We start from the raw sequence: 18,757 nt of genomic DNA, 5'->3' as shown, positions 1-18,757 counted from the left end.
ACTGGCAAAAATCGTTTCGTTCTGATAACGCAATATTAGAAAATTTCCTAATAAAGGTCAATTTCTGCCTTGGTTTGTTACTCTCTTTTGCTCTTTCTGTCTACTTGTACGCCCCTAAAACAGTAAGGTTACGTCAAATTGTCAGTTTTTTTCGCCTGGCACAGCATTTGAGAGAGTTGTTATATCCAGCATCGACGTAAGGTGCTGTATACCTGTTAGTTATTTGGATACACTCGCAATCAAAAAAAACATAAAAAATTCCTGACCAATGCAGAAAGGTAACATATCTGTACAAACGGAAAACATCTTTCCGATCATCAAAAAGTTCCTGTACTCTGACCATGAGATCTTCCTGCGGGAACTCGTTTCGAATGCGGTAGACGCCACCAATAAGCTCCGCACCTTCGCCAAGCGGGGCGATGTCAAAGGTGATATTGGCGACACCACCATTGAAATCCTGCTGGATGCAGAGGCCAAGACCCTGACCATCCGGGATAAAGGTATTGGAATGACAGCAGATGAGGTCGAAAAGTACCTCAATCAGGTCGCTTTCTCCAGTGCTTCAGAATTCCTGGAAAAATACAAGGATGAAGCCTCTATTATCGGTCATTTCGGACTGGGCTTTTACTCTGCTTTCATGGTAGCTTCCAAAGTAGAAGTCAAGACCCTGTCTTATCAGGAAGGGGCGCAGGGCGTCACCTGGACCTGTGAGGGCAACCCGGAGTACACGCTGGAAGAAAATGACAAGGACTTCCGGGGTACCGATGTAATCCTCCACATCAGCGACGAGGAGAAGGAGTTCCAGGAAAACCACCGCATACAGCAGTTGCTGGATAAGTACTGCAAATTCCTCCCGGTTGAGATCAAGTTTGGCACCCGCACCGAAACGGTGACCGAAGGTGAAGGCGAGGATGCAGAGGAGCAAGAGGTGGAAGTGGACAACATCATCAACAACCCTGATCCCGCATGGCGTAAGCAACCTGCAGAACTGAAGGACGAGGATTACAAAGCTTTTTACAATGAGCTTTACCCCTTCAGTACGCCACCGATGTTCTGGATCCACCTGAATATCGACTTCCCCTTCAACCTCACTGGTATCCTCTACTTCCCCAAGCTGGGCAACAACTTTGAAGCACAAAAGAACAAAATACAGTTGTACAGCAATCAGGTATACGTCACCGATGAGGTGAAAGAAATCGTGCCTGAATTCCTGACTATGCTGCACGGTGTGATTGACTCGCCCGATATTCCATTGAATGTATCGCGCAGCTACCTGCAAAGCGACTCCAACGTCAAGAAAATCACGGGCTACATCACCAAGAAAGTTGCAGATAAGCTTTCAGACCTCTACAAAGAAGACCGGGAAAACTTCGTCAGCAAATGGGACGATCTGGGCGTATTCATCAAGTACGGTATGATTTCCGATGAGAAATTCTACGACCGTGCCCTGCCTTTCACGCTGTTGAAAAGCCTGGACGGCAGCTTTACGCCCGTCGAGGAGTACAAAGAGCAGGTAAAAGTACAGCAAACCGATAAGTACGACAAAGTGGTGATGCTCTACACCCACGCCCCTGATCATCACAACAGCTTCACGGAATCTGCCAAAGCCAAAGGCTATGACGTATTGGTCTTTGACAACGTCATCGACAACCACTTCATGCAGCATCTGGAACAGAAACTGGGTGATATCACTTTTGTCCGGGTGGATTCTGATACCGTGGACAACCTGGTGCAGAAGGATGAGAAAACCGAATCGGTCCTAAGCGAAGAGGAGCAGAACACCGTGAAGGGTGTCTTTGAAAAGATCGTCACAGGCCCGGGCAATACGGTAGTGGCCAAAGCCCTGTCTCCGGAGGATCACCCCGTGACCATCACCCGCCCGGAATTCATGCGCCGGATGAAGGAAATGCAGAACTTGCAAGGGATGAGTTTTGGCGACTTCCCGGACAGTGTAAATGTGGTGGTCAACACCAATCATCCACTCGTTGCTCAACAGCTGCTCAAGGAAACGGACGAAGGCAAGCAACAGGAGGTAGCCGACTACCTTTACAAACTGGCGATGCTCAACCAGCAAATGCTGAAAGGGGCTGACCTGACTGCTTTCATCAACAAGAGCCTCAACTTCCTGAAGTAAATCCTGCCTTAGGCGGGAAGAACAGAAAGCCCTCAGCCCGGACAATGTCCGGTCACTGAGGGCTTTTTATTTTAGCCTCAGGGGTTCAGTTCCATTTCGAGCTGTGCCGCCCGTTCTGCTCTGCTGTCTTGGAATTTGACCTGGTTCAGCACCCTTTCCGCTGCACCAAGTTCGTTATTTTGAATATGGGCTAAGGCCAACAACCAGTAAAGGTCTGCTGCTGCTACGTCAGTCTCCTCAAGTTGATGAAGTAGATGAATGGCGCGTTCGGGCTGCCATTCTCCAAGCAGGGCACTCGCGAGTAGTAAAGAGGCCTGAATATCCTGAGGATAGTCATTCAAGTGCCTTTCCAGAAAGACGATGCTTCCTTCGTAGTCTCCATCCTTGTACAATTTCAGCGCTGCTTGCAATTCCGGCTTACCGGAAAGAGCATTGGCCGCTGCTGCGCCACGCAGATTGAGGTAATCAGGCTGAAGTGGGTCGTAGTAAGCGGCAAATATAGCCTGATGCCTGGTCGCCTCCCGGTACTGCCAGAACGCATAGGTCCCGGCGAGGATGAGCAGAACTGCCGCCGCCCGGTTGAGCCATATCCGGCCAAAGGCCCTTTGCCTCCGGGGCGGCATTTCTTCAATCTCCAATTCTTTAAGCGCAGCCTCATCTTCTGCGGAGAAAGGATGCATAGTGAAACCTTCTACCGCAGCAGCGCACAACGGGCAATCTAACAAATGGGCTTCCACCCCATGCGCCTGCCGGGGGCTGAGTTCGTGGCTTACATACCGCTGAAGCTCCCGTTCTGAAAGACAGGGACGCTCCTTAAAAAATGATTTCATACTCCAGATTTAGGAGCCTTCCAAGCGTTGTGCTCAAAAGGCTAAGACCTCTCCGACTGCAGCTCCTGCAGGATTAAAGACAGCTTGCGCCGCCCGTTCTGTAGATAGCTCTTTACCGCTTTTAAATCATACCCCAGTTTTTCACTGACCTCTTTATAGGTCATTTCTTCCAGGTAAAAAAGCTCGATGCATTGGCGCTGTTTGTTCTCCAGTTGATTCAGCGCCCGGGGCAACAAGTCGGATAAATGAGGGTGTTCTCTATTTATATGTCGCAGCAAACCCTCATTTTCCACAATTTCTCCGGCATTTTTTTCAAAAAAATATTCTTCTCCACTCAAAACGGGCCCTGCGGACTGAGCTCTGTACCTGGAAATGCAAATATTCCGGGCTATTCCGTACAACCATCGGGGAAGCGACTGAATGGGCTTTGAAGCGGGCACATCCATAAGAGCGGCAAAAGTTTCCAGGGTGGCATCCTTGCGGTCGGCGGCCTGCCTGAGGTGCCTGCCGCACATTTTATATACCAAGTGATGGTAGCGGTTAAAGAGCTCCTGAAAACAAGCCTCCTTGCGCTGCTCCTGCCAGGCGGCAAGCAGTTGTTCGTCAGTCCAGTCTGTAAGACTGCGCCGGGCAGATCGGAGGAAGAGCTTCATACTTATGCGGTATATTCTTGCAATATAATGCCGGGAAGCCTGGTATGCAAAAATGAAGAAATAAAGCGCGTTTGGGTCTGACTTGCGAAATGACCAACAGCAACTTGTCGAAGAGGTACTAACCAGGATGCCCAAAGTAGGATCGGTAAATGCGCTTTCGGGGGTAAAACCCCAGGAAAATTGCCGGGTACAGCAAAAGCGTCACTAAAGCATTGGGCCCCCTGAAAGAAATATCATCAATAATACAGGAGGTGTCTTCTGTGATTTTTTCTACGACGTGCCGGTGGTGCCAGTACCGGAGCGGAAAGGGCAGGGTTTCCCCTTCGTCCACAAAGTAGGCTTGGGATTCATCCACCCCATCTGCTGTGATGAGGCTGATCCAATCCGCTTTGATAGGGCTTAGGAAACGGATATGCACACGGTCGCCTTTTTTGGAGCCGGTGAACGCCACAATTTCCATTTTGCCCTGCCTGGGCGCAAGGGCTTCGAAAAGATCCCGGTCGAAGCGGTCCATGATGGCTTTGTAGTTCCCTTTAACCGTGGTTTTGAGCTTCAGATTCATCTCGCAGCTTTAAGAAACTCAACGCCGGGCTTCCGGCTTTGTTTACGGTTGCGGCAACTACAGCTCTGCAAATACCGGCAGGTGATCAGAGGGCAGCAGCAAGATACCGAAGAGTTGAGCTTTCATTTTTCTTTCAAAGGTGAGCGATTCATTAGATTTGCAATATGACCAACCAAAATGAACCTATGCGATTGCTGAGGCCTGTTTTCAACCTCCTGCTTGCCGCTTTGCTTACACCGCTATGGCTATCGGCCCAAAACAACGATGCTGTACCGGTTACTTTGGAAACCCCCTACAACACCGCCCTGGTACATTTGCACTACCTGCAAACCGACTCCTACCAACCGGGTACTGCCGCACGTACGCTTTATGGCGTGGCCGACAGTACCCGAGCCAGCAGGCTAGCCATCCGGCTCAAGCAGGTTTACGACGGGATGGGGCTCTATGTACGCCTAAACCGAATTCCCAGAGACGCCAACTATATGGACTCAACGGTGATGCAGTCCGTTTTTACGCCCTTCCCCAACGAATTGCCGCAAGTGTACCTCGAAAAAGTAGATGGCAAATGGTACTACTCCGAAGAGACGGTCAACCAAATCAACACCTTGCACGAAGAAGTATACCCCTTTGGTACCGACCTTTTGCTACAGCTCATTCCCCGTATTGGCGACCGGGAAGTCCTCGGGATGAAAGCCTGGCAGCTTGTGGGGCTGATCCTGCTGTTGGTGTTGGCCATATTGGTACACCTGGTGCTCAGCCGGTTGCTCAAACCCGTAGTCCGCCAGCTCAGTCATTCCCGGATTTACCCGTCCCTCGTTCCACCAAAACTGATCTGGACGATTGCGCGCCTCATCAGCGTCCTGGTGGTGGTGAGGATGCTCAGGCTGTTTGTGCCGACACTGCAACTGCCCATAGAAGCCGCTAACTTCACCGTCGTCGTCATCAAGCTCATCACCATCATGCTCGTGGTGGGTATTTTATTCCGGGTCCTGGATGTAATCATCCTTTACGCCAACAAGGGCGCACATAAGACCGAGAGCAAAATGGACGAGCAGTTGCTGCCTGTGATTCAGCGCGGGGTGCAATTCCTGATTTTTGCAGGCGCGATCATACAAAGCTTACGTGTATTTCAGGTCGATATCACTACCCTTATCGCCGGCATCTCGATTGGAGGCCTAGCGATCGCTCTCGCGGCACAGGATACGCTGAAGAACCTGTTCGGTTCGCTCACTATTTTTATGGATAAGCCCTTTCAGGTTGGCGACTGGATCAACTTCGCGGGTGTGGATGGCATGGTGGAAGAGGTAGGGTTCCGGTCTACCCGGGTGCGCACCTTTGCCAACTCTCTGGTGTACGTACCCAATGGCAAACTGGCGGATATGGTTGTGAACAACTACGGGCTACGGCATTACCGGCGCTTCAACACCACCCTTTCGCTGACGTATGATACTCCTCCGGAATTAATAGAAAAGTTTGTCGAAGGGCTGAAAGGTATTGTTGCCAATCACCCGCTAACCCGAAAAGACTACTACGAAGTCCACCTGAACGGAATGGGGAGCCATTCTCTGGATATCCTCTTCTATATTTTCTTTGAGGCCCCCACCTGGTCCGAAGAGCTCAAAGGCAGGCACGAAATCCTGCTGGAAGTCCTCAAGCTCGGCAAAGCCCTGGGCGTTCGCTTTGCTTTTCCGACTCAAACGCTACATTTGGAAGAGATGCCCGGCACGATGCCCACAACGCCCCACTACACCACTGACCCCAAGGAGCTCGACCAGCGGCTGCAGGCGTTTATGAAAAAGTAACAAGTCCGTTTTATGGTCAATTGAAAATCCCCCGCCCGGCATACTGCCAGTGCGGGGGATTTTTTATACTGATAAGCGGCTCGAATTAGCCATTCATAGAAGTCAGGAATTCTTCGTTGGAATTCGTATTGACCATATGTTTGCGCAGGAATTCGAACGCCTCGTCCGGCTTCATATCGGCCAGGTGGTTGCGCAGGATAAACATACGCTGCAGGGCATCCTTGTCCAGGAGCAGGTCTTCCCGTCGGGTGCTCGACTTGGTAAGATCGATCGCCGGGTAGAGACGCTTGTTCGCCAGTGAGCGGTCAAGCTGTAGTTCCATGTTACCGGTACCCTTGAATTCTTCGAAGATCACACCGTCCATCTTAGAGCCTGTATCGATCAGGGCAGTTGCCAGGATGGTCAGGGAGCCGCCGTCTTCGATATTACGGGCAGCACCAAAGAATTTCTTCGGCTTATGCAGGGCGTTGGCTTCCACACCACCGGAAAGCACCTTACCACTGGCAGGGGCGACGGTGTTGTAGGCACGGGCCAGACGCGTAATGGAGTCAAGCAGGATGACTACGTCGTGCCCGCTTTCGACCAGGCGCTTCGCTTTTTCCAATACGATATTGGCCACACGCACATGATTGTCTGCAGGCTCATCGAAGGTAGAAGAAACCACCTCCGCATTCACGCTACGCTTCATGTCCGTCACTTCCTCCGGGCGCTCATCGATCAGCAATACGATCATGTAGCACTCCGGGTGGTTCTTGGCAATAGCATTAGCAATATCTTTCAGCAAGAAGGTCTTACCCGTTTTAGGCTGTGCCACGATCAAACCACGCTGCCCTTTACCGAGCGGAGTGAACAGATCGATCATTCGGTTGCCAATATCCTTGCCCGTAGGTGAGCTGGTGAGGGTAAACTTTTCGGTAGGGAAAAGTGGCGTCAGGTAATCAAAAGGCACCCGGTCGCGGATGTCTTGTGGTTCCAGGCCATTAATCCGAGAGACCCGAAGCAGTGCGAAGTACTTTTCACCATCCTTTGGAGGGCGGATCGCGCCCCGAACCGTATCACCGGTACGCAGACCAAATAATTTGATCTGGGAAGGCGAGACGTAAATGTCATCAGGTGAAGTCAGGTAGTTGTAATCCGAAGAGCGTAGGAAACCGTAACCATCCGGCATCATTTCGAGGATCCCCTCCCCTTCAATGATTCCATCTAACTCGATATCAAACGTCTCTTCCGGCTCAGTGTTGGACTCTTTCTCCTTCCGCTTAGACGGCGGAGGGCTTGCTGCACGCTTTTTCTTCTCTTCTTTTCTGTCTCTGTCCCGGTCTCTATCTCTGTCTCTGTCCTGATCCCGGTCTCTGTCTCTGTCTTTGTCTTTGTCTTTATCCTGGTCACGGTCATCCTGCTTTGGAGCAGGGGCCTTTTGCTCCTCACTGACCTTTTCCATGGCTTCCTGAGGTGCCTCTTCTTTAGGCTTTTCTTCCTTTTTCTTATCGGTATTATCGTCATTGGCTACTTTGACGACACGACGAGTAGCACGACGGCGTCCGCCATCTTTTTTGCTATCGTCTTCTCTATCTCTATCCGATCGCTTTGAGCGGCGGTCCCGGTCTGTTTTTGCTTCAGAGGAGCGGCGGCCGGACTTGCTTTCCTTATCCTCATCATTGGAGCCGGTATCGGTATCGGTACTTTCACCGGAAGCAGCCTGATGGTCTAGAATTTTATAGATAAGTTCTTGCTTGTTCAGGCGTTTGTAACCGGAGAGCCCAAGTTTTTCGGCTAACTCCCGGAGCTCAGGAACCAGCATAAAGTTTAACTGTGATATATCTAACATAGTATCGCTGTGTTACTTAGAATTTGATTTGTTGTCGCTAAAGGACGGTTTGTTTGGTTAAATAAAATGAATGAGTTTGGGGAAATAATAAAAGCGGAGGCATGAAAAAATTCTTGCAATTCCATCAATGAATCGTTAGGTAATTAAAACCTGAAAGCCACACCTGAGGTCAGGGGGCTGCCGAAACATTTAAGTATAATGTAAGATGTTTAGGAACATCCAAAACACACGACGTGTCACTTAAAATCTTAACCTTTATAATCTTGTAGGAATAAGCAGGATAGAATTTGTGCGCCTTGAAACGCTCTTACAGAGGTTGTAGTGGCGTGCTTTTGTGCCTTGGTGCAACAAAAATACGTTTATTTTCTGAATTCAAATAGTATCTTTGCAAAAATAAAACTGATTATTCTTCTACAAGTTCAATCGGGAATCGCTGCCCGCCAAAATCTGTAAACGAAAACCGCATCATGCTGGAACTTAACTTTCTGAGAGTCAATACCGAACGCGTAAAAGAAGGCCTTAGGGTCCGTAACTTCTCAGATGAAGCACTATCGATCGTTGATGAAATTATAAATCTTGACGACCGTCGAAAAGCGACTCAGACCCAACTCGACAACAGGCTTGCAGAGCGCAATGCATTATCGAAAGAAATTGGTGAACTCTTCAAATCCGGTAATCGGGAAGCAGCAGAAGTCAAGCGCAACCGCGTCAACGAAATCAAGGAAGAAGCAGCCACCCTGGAAGACGCTCTGAAATCTATTAAGGCAGACCTTGACGAGGCGCTGTACCAGGTACCCAACACCCCGCACCCATCTGTGCCCAAAGGGTCGACTGACGCAGACAACGAGGTTTATAAAGCCTGGCCAGGTGACCTGCCAGAAATGGGCAATGATGCCCTCCCGCACTGGGATCTTGCCAAAAAATACAACCTTTTTGATTTGGAGCTGGGTACCAAAATTACCGGCTCTGGCTTCCCGCTGTACCGGGGTAAAGGCGCCCGCCTGCAGCGCGCGCTGATCAGCTTCTTCCTGGACGAAGCTACCCGCGCCGGGTATGAAGAAATCCTGCCGCCCCTGCTCGTCAATGAAGACTCTGCAAGGGCTACGGGGCAGCTGCCGGACAAAGAAGGGCAGATGTACCACATAGAAAAGGATGGCTTTTACCTCATCCCGACCGGAGAAGTCCCGATCACGAATATATTCCGGGACGAAATCCTTCAGGAAGACGCCTTCCCGGTAAAACTGACTGGGTATACGCCTTGTTTCCGTCGCGAAGCAGGTTCCCATGGTGCGCACGTAAGGGGTCTCAACCGCGTGCATCAGTTCGACAAGGTGGAAATCGTGCGCTATGAGCACCCGGATCATTCTTACGAAGCACTGGAGGAAATACTGCAGCACGTCGGTGGCCTGCTGGATAAGCTGGGACTGCCCTACCGCATCCTCCGGCTTTGCGGAGGGGACCTGGGGTTCACCGCAGCGCTTACCTTTGACTTTGAGGTGTACTCTGCTGCTCAGGAGCGTTGGCTGGAGGTCAGCTCTGTCTCGAACTTCGAGACCTACCAGAGTAACCGCATGAAACTCCGGTTCAAGGATGGGAAGTCTACCCGCCTTGCCCACACCCTCAACGGGTCTGCGCTGGCATTGGCACGTATTTTTGCTGCCCTTTTAGAAAACAATCAAACGGAAAAAGGGATTCTTATTCCCAAGGCACTTCAGAGCTATACGGGCTTTGACCTGATTGATTAAACCAAAAGTAAGATTTGCCCCTGTGCGCAAATCGTAAAACGATGAATCCATGGTCTTTGATATGGGCTATATGATTGTAGCGGGCGTCATGTCTCTGATTGGCATGTTTGTCAGCCAACGATTGAAAAGCAAATTCAATCACTACGGGCAAATTCCGTTGCGCTCCGGTTTGTCCGGCTATCAAATTGCACAACGGATGCTCGACTACTACGGCATTAGCGATGTAAAAATCGTGGAAGGGCAGGGTTTCCTGACTGACCACTACAATCCCGTGAGCAAAACGGTAAGCCTGAGCCCGGATGTATACCGGGGAGGAAGCATTGCGGCAGCTGCTGTGGCAGCGCATGAGTGCGGGCATGCAGTACAGCATGCTAAAGCCTATAATATGCTGCAGGTCCGTTCTGCCCTCGTCCCGGTAGTCAACATTTCTGCCAGGGCGCAACAGTGGCTGCTGATCATTGCTTTCCTGACGCTATCCACGATGCCCTCTATCATGCTGATCACGATTGTGGCATTTGGCATTACCGCTCTGTTCAGTTTTATCACGCTCCCTGTTGAGTTTGATGCCAGCAAACGTGCATTAGCCTGGCTCGAAAGCAGCGGCGTGACCGGAGGGCAAGAGCAGGCCGGAGCCAAAGACGCACTTTGGTGGGCAGCGATGACTTACGTTTCAGCCGCACTGTCCGCACTCGTAATGTTGCTGTACCTCTTCATGCGGTATTCGTCAGCTACGCGGAACTAAGTGCATGCCGGGATAGCTGTTGCTACAGCACCCGGGAAGTGGAATTCCTTATAATTCGCTTGAATTTTATGTATTTTTGCCCTGCCTTTGCTCAAAAAAGTGATTTTCTCTTTGAGCCCGGAGGTAAAAAAATTAATCATCTGCTAAAAACTTACGCTCATGCAACAGGAAGAAGTTGATATTTACATTGATACAGCAGAAGAAGGTATGAAGCACGCCCTGGAGCACTTGCAGAAAGAACTGCTTAAAATCCGTGCGGGTAAAGCTACCCCGGATATGCTCTCGGGTTTGACTGTACCTTATTATGGTTCGCAAACCCCGCTCAGTCAGGTTGCTAACGTAAACGTCTCAGACTCCCGCACGCTCGTTATTCAGCCCTGGGAAAAAACCATGATACAGCCTATCGAAAAGGCGATCATGGAAGCCAACCTGGGCTTCACACCACAAAACGATGGCGAAGTCGTGCGGATCAACGTACCCGCACTTACTGAAGATCGCCGTAAGCAACTGGTCAAACAGGCGAAAGCTGCTGCCGAAGACTCCAAAGTAGGCCTGCGCAGTGCACGCCGCGATGCCATGGAGGAAATCAAAACAGCGGTAAAAGAGGGCTACCCGGAAGATATGGGTAAGCGGATGGAGGAAAAGATAGAAAACATGACCAAGGCCTACTCCGCCAATATCGACAAGATGGTTGAGGGTAAGGAAAAGGACATCATGACCATCTAGCCCCCACCGGCACCGAAAGCACCACCCTGCTATATTGCATTTAATAATCAAGGTTTTGGCTTGGTCTTTCCAACCAAATACCCTACCTTTGTCGCACTTTTGAGAAAAGGTAGAATTTACACAGAAGGATAAAGAAAATACCGCAATGAAGCGTACATATCAACCCTCAAGAAGAAAGCGTAAGAACAAGCACGGTTTCCGTTCACGTATGGCCACAAAAAATGGCCGGAAAGTATTAGCAAGCCGCCGGAAGAAAGGACGGAAGAAGCTAACGGTTTCCAGCGATACACGCCTGAAGTAAGGTTTGCCCGGGGCTGATTTGCCCCATCCCTCTGCGCTTACGCCATGTACCGTATTACCTAAGCGTTTGCGTGCTACTTTAGCCATCGGTCTGCGAATCTCATTTCTGCGATTATGCCTACTCCTGGAAATTCTCATCCGTCCGGATTCGGTTTTCCAGGATTTGCCTAAACCAGAGATCGGGCCCGCTCCAACGGTAAGCGTAGAATTCAAACGAACTCAAGGCATACGCTGCGGTCATAACATAAAAAATGGAGCTAAACAGGAAGTTGCCTGTACTTAGCTCCATTTTTTGTGTTTATGCCCAGCCCTCACGAGCCCATTCCGGACAATGCGCCGCAGCGGCGGCTATTGTATATCGTCCCCTCTCAGTATGCGGTAGCGTTTGCGCGCTTCTACAGCTAGTGTGCTATTGGAGTAGTCGATGAAAAGCGTTTCGTAAAGCGCCTGTGCTTTAGTGGGTTGGCCCAACTGATTCTCATAAAGTTTGGCCAGTTCGAAAAGCGCGTTGTCCGCCCGGATTTCATCCGGATGGTTGTCAACAATCTCCTGCAACAACTCCGCAGTATTTTCGTAATTCCGCTTTTTCTGCTGAATCTTTGCTCTAAGGTACAGCACATCATCCCCTAAGGAATGTTCAGGAAAGCCTGTTTTCAAAGAATCCATTTTCAGGAAAGCCTCCTCAAACCGGTTTTGGAAGACCAGCAGGTCGGCATCGGCGTACAACTTTAGTGCGGTTTCTGTCGTATCCAGCCCCAGGTTGTCCATAATGAAAACGGAGAGGTCCAGGGCATCATTCGCAATCAACTTGGACGTAGAAGACTTCAGGATATCAAACTGTGCCTGCGCCCACTGAAAGTCACCCGCGTAGTAGGACAGGCGGGCATTGCGAAAGCGCGCCTCATGCCCCAACAGGTCTTCCTTAAAGGCTTTGTCCACCTGAGAGTACAGCAGCGTCGCTTCCCAGACCTCCCCCTGCATCAGGTAGTAATCGGCCAGGGCAATTTTCCCTCGTGCCTGAACCTTCGGGTTGACACCAGGGTAGGCAATCATCTGATTGAGCAGGGCGATGGCTTTGTCGAGGTCGTTAATATAAAGCGCCTCAAGCTCAGCGAGCTCCAGGATAATTCTTGCCGTAACCTTTGACTGGCCAAATTCTGTCAGGAAAAACTCATACTCTTTTTCCAGCTCGCGCAGTTCCGCTATGGTATAATCATACCCACTGACGAGCTGCTTGCGCTTGGACTGCAGCGATTGCTGCTTCGCATCCAGGTAATACGGAGACTGCGGCCCTTTTTCGTTCACGATATAATCGTAAGCTTTAATTGCTGCTTCGTAGTCTTTATCATTCGCGGCTATCCCGGCAAGCGCAAAAACCCTGCCGCCATTTTCATTGTACCGGCGGTCGAGGGCACGCATCTGCCGGAGTGCACCACTGTAATCTTTTCGCTGAATGAACACCCAGGACAGCAGCTCCGGGTAGAGCGGGTTGTCAGCATCTTCCTGAATTTTGGCGTAAAGCTGCTTCTGTACCTCCATATAGTCCTCCTCATTGAGGTGACGCTGCAGAATCGACTTCACCCGGGTAATCCGGTTGGGCTCTGCTTCGATGCTAATCAGGTAGTTTTCTATCATCTTGGGGATATCGCCCTTGCGCCGGTAAAGCTCGCCAAGATTATAAGCATAGGGGTCTTGGTTTCTCAGCATTTTCGCTCCCCGCTCGTAGGCCGCAATTGCGAGATCGTATTTGGTAAGCGCCATAAAAGCATTGGCCAGTTTGGTGACCTCAATCGGGTTTTCCGGCAACTTCTCGATGGCCGTTTTGTACATTTCTTCCGCTTCCTCACTTTTGACCTGCCGCTCCAGCAGTTTGCCATAGGTGACGTAAGTCTGCACATTATCCGGGTCCCGGCGGAGGTGTTTTTTGATGGCTTTCTCACTAGCATCGTAATTGTCCATAGCCATGAGAGACTCAATGTACCGGTCAAAGTAGAACCCACTATAATTAGAGGCTTTATAAAGCTGTTCGTACAGCACCGCAGCTTTCTCAAACTCCCCGTCCCGGTAGTATTGGTTGGCCAATTGGCTATCCTGCCCTGCGGCAAACGTTGCAAGGGTGCTCACGAGGAGTAGAGTGCAAAACCATTTCGAGTGCTTCATCATCAATGTATCGTTGTGTCTGTTAGATATCAACGCTTTTCCGGAAGAAAAGGTATCACTTAGTACTCTCAATTAACGGAGTGGCGGCAGGATTGGTTGTGAGGCGTCCGGCGAGAAAATCAAAAACGGCTGATTGCTCCACAGAGCCATCAGCCGTTTTAGAAGAAAACAAATCAATCATGTTTTACTCAAGGCGGAAGCGGACCGGCAGGTTAAACTGCACACGGACCGGACGTCCACGCTGCTTGCCTGGGATCCATTCGATGCCTTGGTCCTTCATCAGGTTGACTACGCGCAGGGCCTCGGAACCGGTTTGAGCACCGGGGTCACGTACAACGCGCGCATCAGTAATAGTGCCGTTCTTCTCTACAACGAACTGTACTACAGCGGTACCTTCCACACCGTTCTCCCGTGCAATAGCCGGGTATTTGATGTTTTTGTAGATGAATTCAAGCATTTTCTTATCCGCACACTGCTTACGCTCTTCCTTGCTCGGCAAGTCTTCACAGCCGGGGAAGCGGGGCATATCTTCCACCACTTTGAAAATTTCCTCCACGGTTGGTTTGGGTGGTGGTGGTGGTGGTGGTGGCGGTGGTGGCGGTGCATCATCAACAACAGGCGCCTCCACGATCGTCTGATCGTCAATTGACTGATCCTCGAAGGTCACTTCTTCGTCTTCGAGAATTTCTTCATCCGGCACCTCTTCAATTACGGGTGGTGGCGGTGGTGGTGGTGGTGGCGGTGGTTCAGCCGTACGAGGAGGTTCTACCTCAATCTCATCCGGCAACTCAAGCGCATCATCCGGAATATAAATTTCCTCTTCATACTGCGTCCAGCCAAAGGCAAGTACAGTGAGACCAACCGCAAGTGCGAGGCCGAGGTTGAAGTAGGTGCCGCTGTACTTAAAAGCATCAGCGCCATCGTACTTGGTTCTGGAGGTAAGCGATGAGCCGGAGTCAGACTGAGCTAACCCTTCTTTCGCACGCTTGGCGTAAGTGTTGCGCATCACTACAATAAATGCAACGATACCCACCAAAATTAACGCCAGGGCGGTGGCTAATCCCCCACCAGTAATTGAAACATCCATACTGACAAGGTTTTATTTTATCAAAAAACTAGACAATAATACACATGCTAGGGAGCCGATAATATTAGCAAGAATATCGTAAAGCTCAAAAAGCCTTCCCGGGAAAAATAAATATTGTACGATTTCCAGGACAAAACCGAACAAGCTGCTGACCCCAATTGCCCATAGGACGGGGTGCTTTTGCAGCCCCCACACTCCTGAACGGGAAAACCCGAAAGCAAGCAAACTGGCCATAATAAAATAAGCAACAGCGTGCGCGAGCTTGTCAGGCTCCAGTAGTGAGGTTAGCTTCGGCGGGGAGACTTGCCCCCCGGTCGAGAAAAAAACAAGCACCCCTGCCCAAATAAGAGCAGGAAACAACATCATTTTGTTGTTGGCTTTATTTGGAAGATGCAGCGCTTTGGATTTTTGGTGTGTGAAGGAAGAAAAAAAATACTTTTTTTTAGCTGACCAGCTTTTTATAAGCCTCGGCATCCATGAGTTCGTCGAGCTCGTCCGGGTTGGTCAATTCGATTTTGATGATCCAGCCCTCTCCGTAGGGGTCTTCATTGACGAGGGTAGGGTTATCGCCATCCGCTTCATCAATTTTGGCGTTAAACTCCAGTATCTTTCCGGAAACCGGCATAAACAGATCAGAAGTGGTCTTAACCGCCTCAACGGTTCCAAAGACTTCGTCCTTGTCCATGGTTTCATCCACGGTTTCAACTTCAACATAAACGAGTTCGTCCAATTCTCTCTGGGCAAAATCCGTAATGCCAACGTAGGCGATGTTACCTTTTTCTACGCGAACCCACTCGTGCTCGTTGGTATATTTGAGCGTATCAGGAAATTCCATATTGCTTTAGGTTATTTTCAATTTAATTGCTCCCCGCCTGTAGGAAATGCTTAGGCTCAGCAGCTGAATGCGGTCAAAAATAAAGGAATTTTGGGAATAAAGGCTTTTATTAGCCGTAAGTTTAAAGGTACCGAAACTGTGCCCAATTAAAAAAGGCAGCTGCCCGGTTGAGCAACTGCCTTTTTTCTTGTGAATTTAAGCTTCTTTTTCCATCTTGGCAAGGGTGCTTTTGACCCATTCTGTCGTTACCGACTTGGGCCGTTCCAGCGGGAAGCCCAATGCACGGGACCAGCAGAGTGCTGACAGTACGCCCAGGGCACGGGAAACGCCGAACAGTACGGTGTAGAAGCTGTACTCTTTCAGCCCGTAGTGCACCAGCAGGGAACCAGAATGCGCATCCACGTTTGGCCAGGGGTTTTTCACCTTGCCCAGGCTTTCCAGGATTGGCGGCACAACGTCAAAGATTTTCCAAACCACCTGTACGACCTCGTCATCCTTGATATAATCCTCTGCAAATCGCTTTTGCGCCATAAAGCGGGGGTCGGGCTGACGCAGTACAGCGTGGCCATAGCCAGGGATCACCTGACCGGAAGACAGGGTGCTGTTGACATAATCAGCAATTTGTTCTTTCGTGGGCGACTTGGTGCCCAGTGCATCCAGCATTTTGAAGATCCAGCGGATTACTTCCTGATTGGCCAGGCCGTGGAGTGGGCCAGCCAGTGCATTCATGCCGCCAGCAAGGGAGTAGTAGGCATCACTCAGGGTAGAGCCTACAAGGTGGGTTGCATGGGCAGAAGCGTTACCACCTTCGTGGTCGGCGTGGATCGTCAGGTACAGGCGCATCAGGTTTTTGAAGTCATTGCCTTCAATACCCAACATGTGCGCGAAGTTGCCAGACCAGTCCTGAGAAATATCGGGAGCAATGTGTTCCCCGTTATGGTAAGTCCGGCGGTAGATGTAAGCCGCGATACGCGGCAGGCGCGCGATCAGGTTCATGGTATCCTCATAGGTTGGATCCCAGTAATCGGCTTTGTTGATGCCCTCGTCGTAGCGGCGGGCAAAGCAGCTTTCGGTTTGCATGGAAGCAATGGCCAGTGAAAACTGCGTCATAGGATGTGTACTGACCGGCATACTGTCCAGCACCTTGAAGGTATGCTCGGGCACGTGGCTGCGGGTCAGCCACTGCTCAGTCAGCCACTTTACTTCTTCCTCGGTCGGGATTTCACCGACCAGCATGAGCCAGAAAAGGCCCTCAGGGCGGGGCTCTTTACCATCGGGGCCTTTGGGAAGAGCTTCCCGTAGTTCAGGGATAGAATAACCACGGAACCGGATACCCTCAATGGGGTCGAGCTGGGAGGTTTCCCAAATCATGGTTTTAATACCGCGGGCACCACCATAAATTTGCTTCAGGGTGACTTCGTCAAATTTCTTGTTGCCATGCTCTTTAAGCATCGCCCGGATTTCAGTCCGTAGCGCGGTTGCTTTTTCGTTGAATTTCGTTTTTAAAGGATCCATTAATGCTTTATAGTTATTATGGTGTCATGTAAAAAGGATGCCGTAATAGTAAAACACAGGACTGCAAATCCTGTTCGTATCCGGCTTTGCGAAAAATAGGGTTTATCGTATTCAGGCTTTTTTACTAAGAGCCTGTTTGGGTGGATTCGTTATACAAACCAGGAAGTTGTCGTCCTGGCTAAACTCTGGTTTGGCCCACTGTCGCCCACTGTTATGATCTCTGCTCCCTGAGCGTATGTCTGGAGCGCGATCCAAAATAGGCGCTAAGAGCGTGTTTAGTGTTACCTATATTTTGCCGTATCGCTAATATTACACTGAAAAGTGTTGAATAGTTGCCCGCAAATAAAAAAAGCGGCCCTTGACGAACCGCTTAATTTTTTTATTCCATCTCCCAAATCGCAAGTTGGATTTCTTCCCGTGTAGCCCCCTGCGCCTTCATCTGCTGAATCAGGCCTGACTCCTGTTTACGGCGCTCTGTGATTTGCGCCCGTAGAATGGGCAATTGCTCCTGATTCAGGAGCCGCCGCAAGGAGACGATCTCGCCCTCACGGATGGCATTTTTCTTTTGCAGGTAAAGCTTGGGGTCAGAAGACTCGAGGTAGGCAATTTCCGCCTTATTGCGCAAGCGGCGCTCAGCTATAGTGTACGCTTCGGTTTCTTGTGCTTCGGTGAGCTGATACGTATCAATAAGGGCTTCCGCTGCTGCATTGACTTGGGCTTTATCTACAGCCTGTGCCTGAAGGTGGATGGATGCGCCCAGGAAGAGTGCAAAAACAACGATATATCTCATAACAGTTTGATTTTGGGCTAAAATACAATTTTTGTCCGTTCTGCAACTGCGTAAGCCCTTTAAAGTGTGTATAACAAATTGCACGGATGCTTGTACATTAACGAATAGCCCCGGCAGATATTCTACAGGTATATGACCGGCAAAAGAAAGGCGTTGACTACTTTTGTGTTTTGGTCATTTGTAAAACCCTAGGTACGCCATGTTGATGATTGAGGACATATTGGTAAGCGACGATGTGGTTACGCAGCAATTTATTTGCAATCTGGACGCCTGTAAAGGTGCCTGCTGTTGGGAAGGGGACTCCGGTGCCCCTCTGGAAGCAGAAGAACTCAGGACCTTAGAGCGTATCTATGATGAGGTACGCCCCTTCCTAAGTCCGGAGGGCAGAGCAGTCATTGAAGCTCATGGCCCGCATGCTTACTACGGCGGCGATGCACAAGAGTTTGGCACGCCACTCGTCGATAATGGCCCCTGTGCTTACATGACTTACGACAACGATGGCGTTGCACAGTGTGGTATTGAACTCGCCTACAAAGCCGGCGCCACTGATTTTAAAAAACCGATCTCCTGCCACCTCTATCCTATCCGCGTAATCAAGCACGAAGCCTCTGGTATGGAGGCCCTGAATTACGACCGTTGGGACATTTGCTCAGCCGCCTGCGAACTGGGCAAAGCTCACCAAGTGCCGGTTTATCGATTCCTCAAAGATGCCATTACCCGAAAGTACGGAGCAGCATTTTTCGAACAATTAGATGCCGCCGCCAGAGAATTGCCGCATCTAAAAAATGAATAGTTTGACAATTCCCTCAAAAATACCTACCTTTACTTCTCATAATAGCACCTTAAAATAGGAAACAGCCACAAAACGCTGTATCTCCACAACATCTAATAGCAGCACTACTACATACCCCCTATTGACTGACGGTACTTCTGGTCTTTCCTAGCCAGAGTTATTTTATATATTTTTATTGTTTGGGTACACGTCATTACTGTTGCTTCTTTTACAATAACATGCTACAGGAGCAATCCGACATATTCCCAAACAGGC

General features: G+C 49.9%; 18 protein-coding genes. 7 read left to right on the top strand and 11 right to left on the bottom strand.

Annotation, left to right across the window (positions count from 1 at the left end; all coding sequences use genetic code 11):
- Positions 1 to 268 precede the first annotated feature (268 nt).
- Positions 269 to 2,134 (top strand): molecular chaperone HtpG, encoded by a 1,866-nt coding sequence (gene htpG, locus RIC19_RS19170; protein ID WP_350179974.1) that lies wholly within the window; start codon positions 269 to 271, stop codon positions 2,132 to 2,134.
- A gap of 77 nt (positions 2,135 to 2,211) precedes the next feature.
- Here the strand turns inward: htpG and RIC19_RS19165 are convergent, their stop codons facing one another.
- The 3 genes from RIC19_RS19165 to RIC19_RS19155 form a co-directional block, all read right to left on the bottom strand.
- Positions 2,212 to 2,964: an anti-sigma factor family protein gene (locus RIC19_RS19165; protein ID WP_350179973.1), complete on the bottom strand. Its 753-nt coding sequence runs from the start codon at positions 2,962 to 2,964 to the stop codon at positions 2,212 to 2,214.
- A gap of 41 nt (positions 2,965 to 3,005) precedes the next feature.
- Positions 3,006 to 3,617 carry an RNA polymerase sigma factor gene (locus tag RIC19_RS19160; RefSeq protein ID WP_350179972.1) on the bottom strand — a complete coding sequence of 204 codons (612 nt, stop codon included), beginning with the start codon at positions 3,615 to 3,617 and terminating at the stop codon, positions 3,006 to 3,008.
- A gap of 118 nt (positions 3,618 to 3,735) precedes the next feature.
- Positions 3,736 to 4,179, bottom strand: a complete 444-nt coding sequence (locus RIC19_RS19155) for a hypothetical protein (protein WP_350179971.1) — start codon at positions 4,177 to 4,179, stop codon at positions 3,736 to 3,738.
- A 185-nt stretch (positions 4,180 to 4,364) separates the two neighbouring features.
- Here RIC19_RS19155 and RIC19_RS19150 point away from each other — a divergent pair, with 185 nt between their 5' ends.
- Positions 4,365 to 5,981, top strand: a complete 1,617-nt coding sequence (locus tag RIC19_RS19150; protein WP_350179970.1) for a mechanosensitive ion channel family protein — start codon at positions 4,365 to 4,367, stop codon at positions 5,979 to 5,981.
- 85 nt (positions 5,982 to 6,066) lie between these two features.
- On the opposite strand, the gene rho is transcribed toward RIC19_RS19150, so the two are convergent.
- Positions 6,067 to 7,809 carry a transcription termination factor Rho gene (gene rho, locus RIC19_RS19145; protein WP_350179969.1) on the bottom strand — a complete coding sequence of 581 codons (1,743 nt, stop codon included), beginning with the start codon at positions 7,807 to 7,809 and terminating at the stop codon, positions 6,067 to 6,069.
- A gap of 467 nt (positions 7,810 to 8,276) precedes the next feature.
- Between rho and serS the strand changes: the two genes are divergently transcribed.
- The 4 genes from serS to rpmH all read left to right on the top strand — a co-directional run bounded on the left by serS (position 8,277) and on the right by rpmH (position 11,323).
- On the top strand, positions 8,277 to 9,554 hold the full coding sequence (gene serS, locus RIC19_RS19140; protein WP_350179968.1) for a serine--tRNA ligase: 1,278 nt from the start codon (positions 8,277 to 8,279) through the stop codon (positions 9,552 to 9,554).
- A 49-nt stretch (positions 9,555 to 9,603) separates the two neighbouring features.
- Complete coding sequence (locus RIC19_RS19135) at positions 9,604 to 10,296, top strand: zinc metallopeptidase (RefSeq protein WP_350179967.1); 693 nt, start codon at positions 9,604 to 9,606, stop codon at positions 10,294 to 10,296.
- A 159-nt stretch (positions 10,297 to 10,455) separates the two neighbouring features.
- Positions 10,456 to 11,022, top strand: a complete 567-nt coding sequence (gene frr, locus RIC19_RS19130) for a ribosome recycling factor (RefSeq protein WP_350179966.1) — start codon at positions 10,456 to 10,458, stop codon at positions 11,020 to 11,022.
- A gap of 145 nt (positions 11,023 to 11,167) precedes the next feature.
- Positions 11,168 to 11,323, top strand: coding sequence for a 50S ribosomal protein L34 (gene rpmH, locus RIC19_RS19125; protein WP_350179965.1), 156 nt, complete (start codon positions 11,168 to 11,170; stop codon positions 11,321 to 11,323).
- 117 nt (positions 11,324 to 11,440) lie between these two features.
- Here the strand turns inward: rpmH and RIC19_RS19120 are convergent, their stop codons facing one another.
- From RIC19_RS19120 to RIC19_RS19090, 7 genes are all read right to left on the bottom strand, one after another.
- The gene (locus RIC19_RS19120; RefSeq protein ID WP_350179964.1) at positions 11,441 to 11,611 is read right to left on the bottom strand and encodes a hypothetical protein; all 171 of its coding nucleotides are present in this window, start codon (positions 11,609 to 11,611) and stop codon (positions 11,441 to 11,443) included.
- A gap of 59 nt (positions 11,612 to 11,670) precedes the next feature.
- Entirely contained in the window at positions 11,671 to 13,485 is a 1,815-nt protein-coding gene (locus RIC19_RS19115; RefSeq protein ID WP_350179963.1) for a tetratricopeptide repeat protein, read from the bottom strand.
- A 181-nt stretch (positions 13,486 to 13,666) separates the two neighbouring features.
- Positions 13,667 to 14,569, bottom strand: coding sequence for an energy transducer TonB (locus tag RIC19_RS19110; RefSeq protein ID WP_350179962.1), 903 nt, complete (start codon positions 14,567 to 14,569; stop codon positions 13,667 to 13,669).
- Positions 14,570 to 14,581: 12 nt separating this feature from the next.
- Complete coding sequence (locus RIC19_RS19105) at positions 14,582 to 15,043, bottom strand: VanZ family protein (protein ID WP_350179961.1); 462 nt, start codon at positions 15,041 to 15,043, stop codon at positions 14,582 to 14,584.
- Positions 15,012 to 15,404: a glycine cleavage system protein GcvH gene (gene gcvH, locus RIC19_RS19100; RefSeq protein ID WP_350179960.1), complete on the bottom strand. Its 393-nt coding sequence runs from the start codon at positions 15,402 to 15,404 to the stop codon at positions 15,012 to 15,014. The genes RIC19_RS19105 and gcvH overlap by 32 nt, the downstream gene beginning before the upstream one ends.
- 195 nt (positions 15,405 to 15,599) lie before the next feature.
- Positions 15,600 to 16,919, bottom strand: coding sequence for a citrate (Si)-synthase (locus RIC19_RS19095; RefSeq protein ID WP_350179959.1), 1,320 nt, complete (start codon positions 16,917 to 16,919; stop codon positions 15,600 to 15,602).
- Positions 16,920 to 17,298: 379 nt separating this feature from the next.
- Positions 17,299 to 17,709 carry a hypothetical protein gene (locus RIC19_RS19090; protein WP_350179958.1) on the bottom strand — a complete coding sequence of 137 codons (411 nt, stop codon included), beginning with the start codon at positions 17,707 to 17,709 and terminating at the stop codon, positions 17,299 to 17,301.
- 199 nt (positions 17,710 to 17,908) lie between these two features.
- Between RIC19_RS19090 and RIC19_RS19085 the strand changes: the two genes are divergently transcribed.
- A complete protein-coding gene (locus RIC19_RS19085; RefSeq protein ID WP_350179957.1) occupies positions 17,909 to 18,502 on the top strand; it encodes a DUF3109 family protein in 594 nt (197 codons plus the stop codon).
- Positions 18,503 to 18,757 lie beyond the last annotated feature (255 nt).

This window comes from Phaeodactylibacter sp., assembly GCF_040219495.1.
GTDB lineage: Bacteria > Bacteroidota > Bacteroidia > Chitinophagales > Saprospiraceae > Phaeodactylibacter.
The sequence above is the reverse complement of the archived record's forward strand: the minus strand, read 5'-3'. Positions and strand labels throughout refer to the sequence as shown.

Bases quoted from the DNA above. Each gene is read 5' to 3' on its own strand.
- RIC19_RS19110 (WP_350179962.1), bottom strand. From the start codon at position 14,569: ATGGATGTTTCAATTACTGGTGGGGGATTAGCCACCGCCCTGGCGTTA.
- gcvH (WP_350179960.1), bottom strand. From the start codon at position 15,404: ATGGAATTTCCTGATACGCTCAAATATACCAACGAGCACGAGTGGGTT.
- RIC19_RS19155 (WP_350179971.1), bottom strand. From the start codon at position 4,179: ATGAATCTGAAGCTCAAAACCACGGTTAAAGGGAACTACAAAGCCATC.
- RIC19_RS19120 (WP_350179964.1), bottom strand. From the start codon at position 11,611: ATGGAGCTAAGTACAGGCAACTTCCTGTTTAGCTCCATTTTTTATGTT.
- RIC19_RS19115 (WP_350179963.1), bottom strand. From the start codon at position 13,485: ATGATGAAGCACTCGAAATGGTTTTGCACTCTACTCCTCGTGAGCACC.
- serS (WP_350179968.1), top strand. From the start codon at position 8,277: ATGCTGGAACTTAACTTTCTGAGAGTCAATACCGAACGCGTAAAAGAA.
- RIC19_RS19085 (WP_350179957.1), top strand. From the start codon at position 17,909: ATGTTGATGATTGAGGACATATTGGTAAGCGACGATGTGGTTACGCAG.
- RIC19_RS19150 (WP_350179970.1), top strand. From the start codon at position 4,365: ATGCGATTGCTGAGGCCTGTTTTCAACCTCCTGCTTGCCGCTTTGCTT.
- RIC19_RS19135 (WP_350179967.1), top strand. From the start codon at position 9,604: ATGGTCTTTGATATGGGCTATATGATTGTAGCGGGCGTCATGTCTCTG.
- frr (WP_350179966.1), top strand. From the start codon at position 10,456: ATGCAACAGGAAGAAGTTGATATTTACATTGATACAGCAGAAGAAGGT.
- RIC19_RS19095 (WP_350179959.1), bottom strand. From the start codon at position 16,919: ATGGATCCTTTAAAAACGAAATTCAACGAAAAAGCAACCGCGCTACGG.
- RIC19_RS19165 (WP_350179973.1), bottom strand. From the start codon at position 2,964: ATGAAATCATTTTTTAAGGAGCGTCCCTGTCTTTCAGAACGGGAGCTT.
- RIC19_RS19160 (WP_350179972.1), bottom strand. From the start codon at position 3,617: ATGAAGCTCTTCCTCCGATCTGCCCGGCGCAGTCTTACAGACTGGACT.
- rpmH (WP_350179965.1), top strand. From the start codon at position 11,168: ATGAAGCGTACATATCAACCCTCAAGAAGAAAGCGTAAGAACAAGCAC.
- RIC19_RS19105 (WP_350179961.1), bottom strand. From the start codon at position 15,043: ATGCCGAGGCTTATAAAAAGCTGGTCAGCTAAAAAAAAGTATTTTTTT.
- htpG (WP_350179974.1), top strand. From the start codon at position 269: ATGCAGAAAGGTAACATATCTGTACAAACGGAAAACATCTTTCCGATC.
- rho (WP_350179969.1), bottom strand. From the start codon at position 7,809: ATGTTAGATATATCACAGTTAAACTTTATGCTGGTTCCTGAGCTCCGG.
- RIC19_RS19090 (WP_350179958.1), bottom strand. From the start codon at position 17,709: ATGAGATATATCGTTGTTTTTGCACTCTTCCTGGGCGCATCCATCCAC.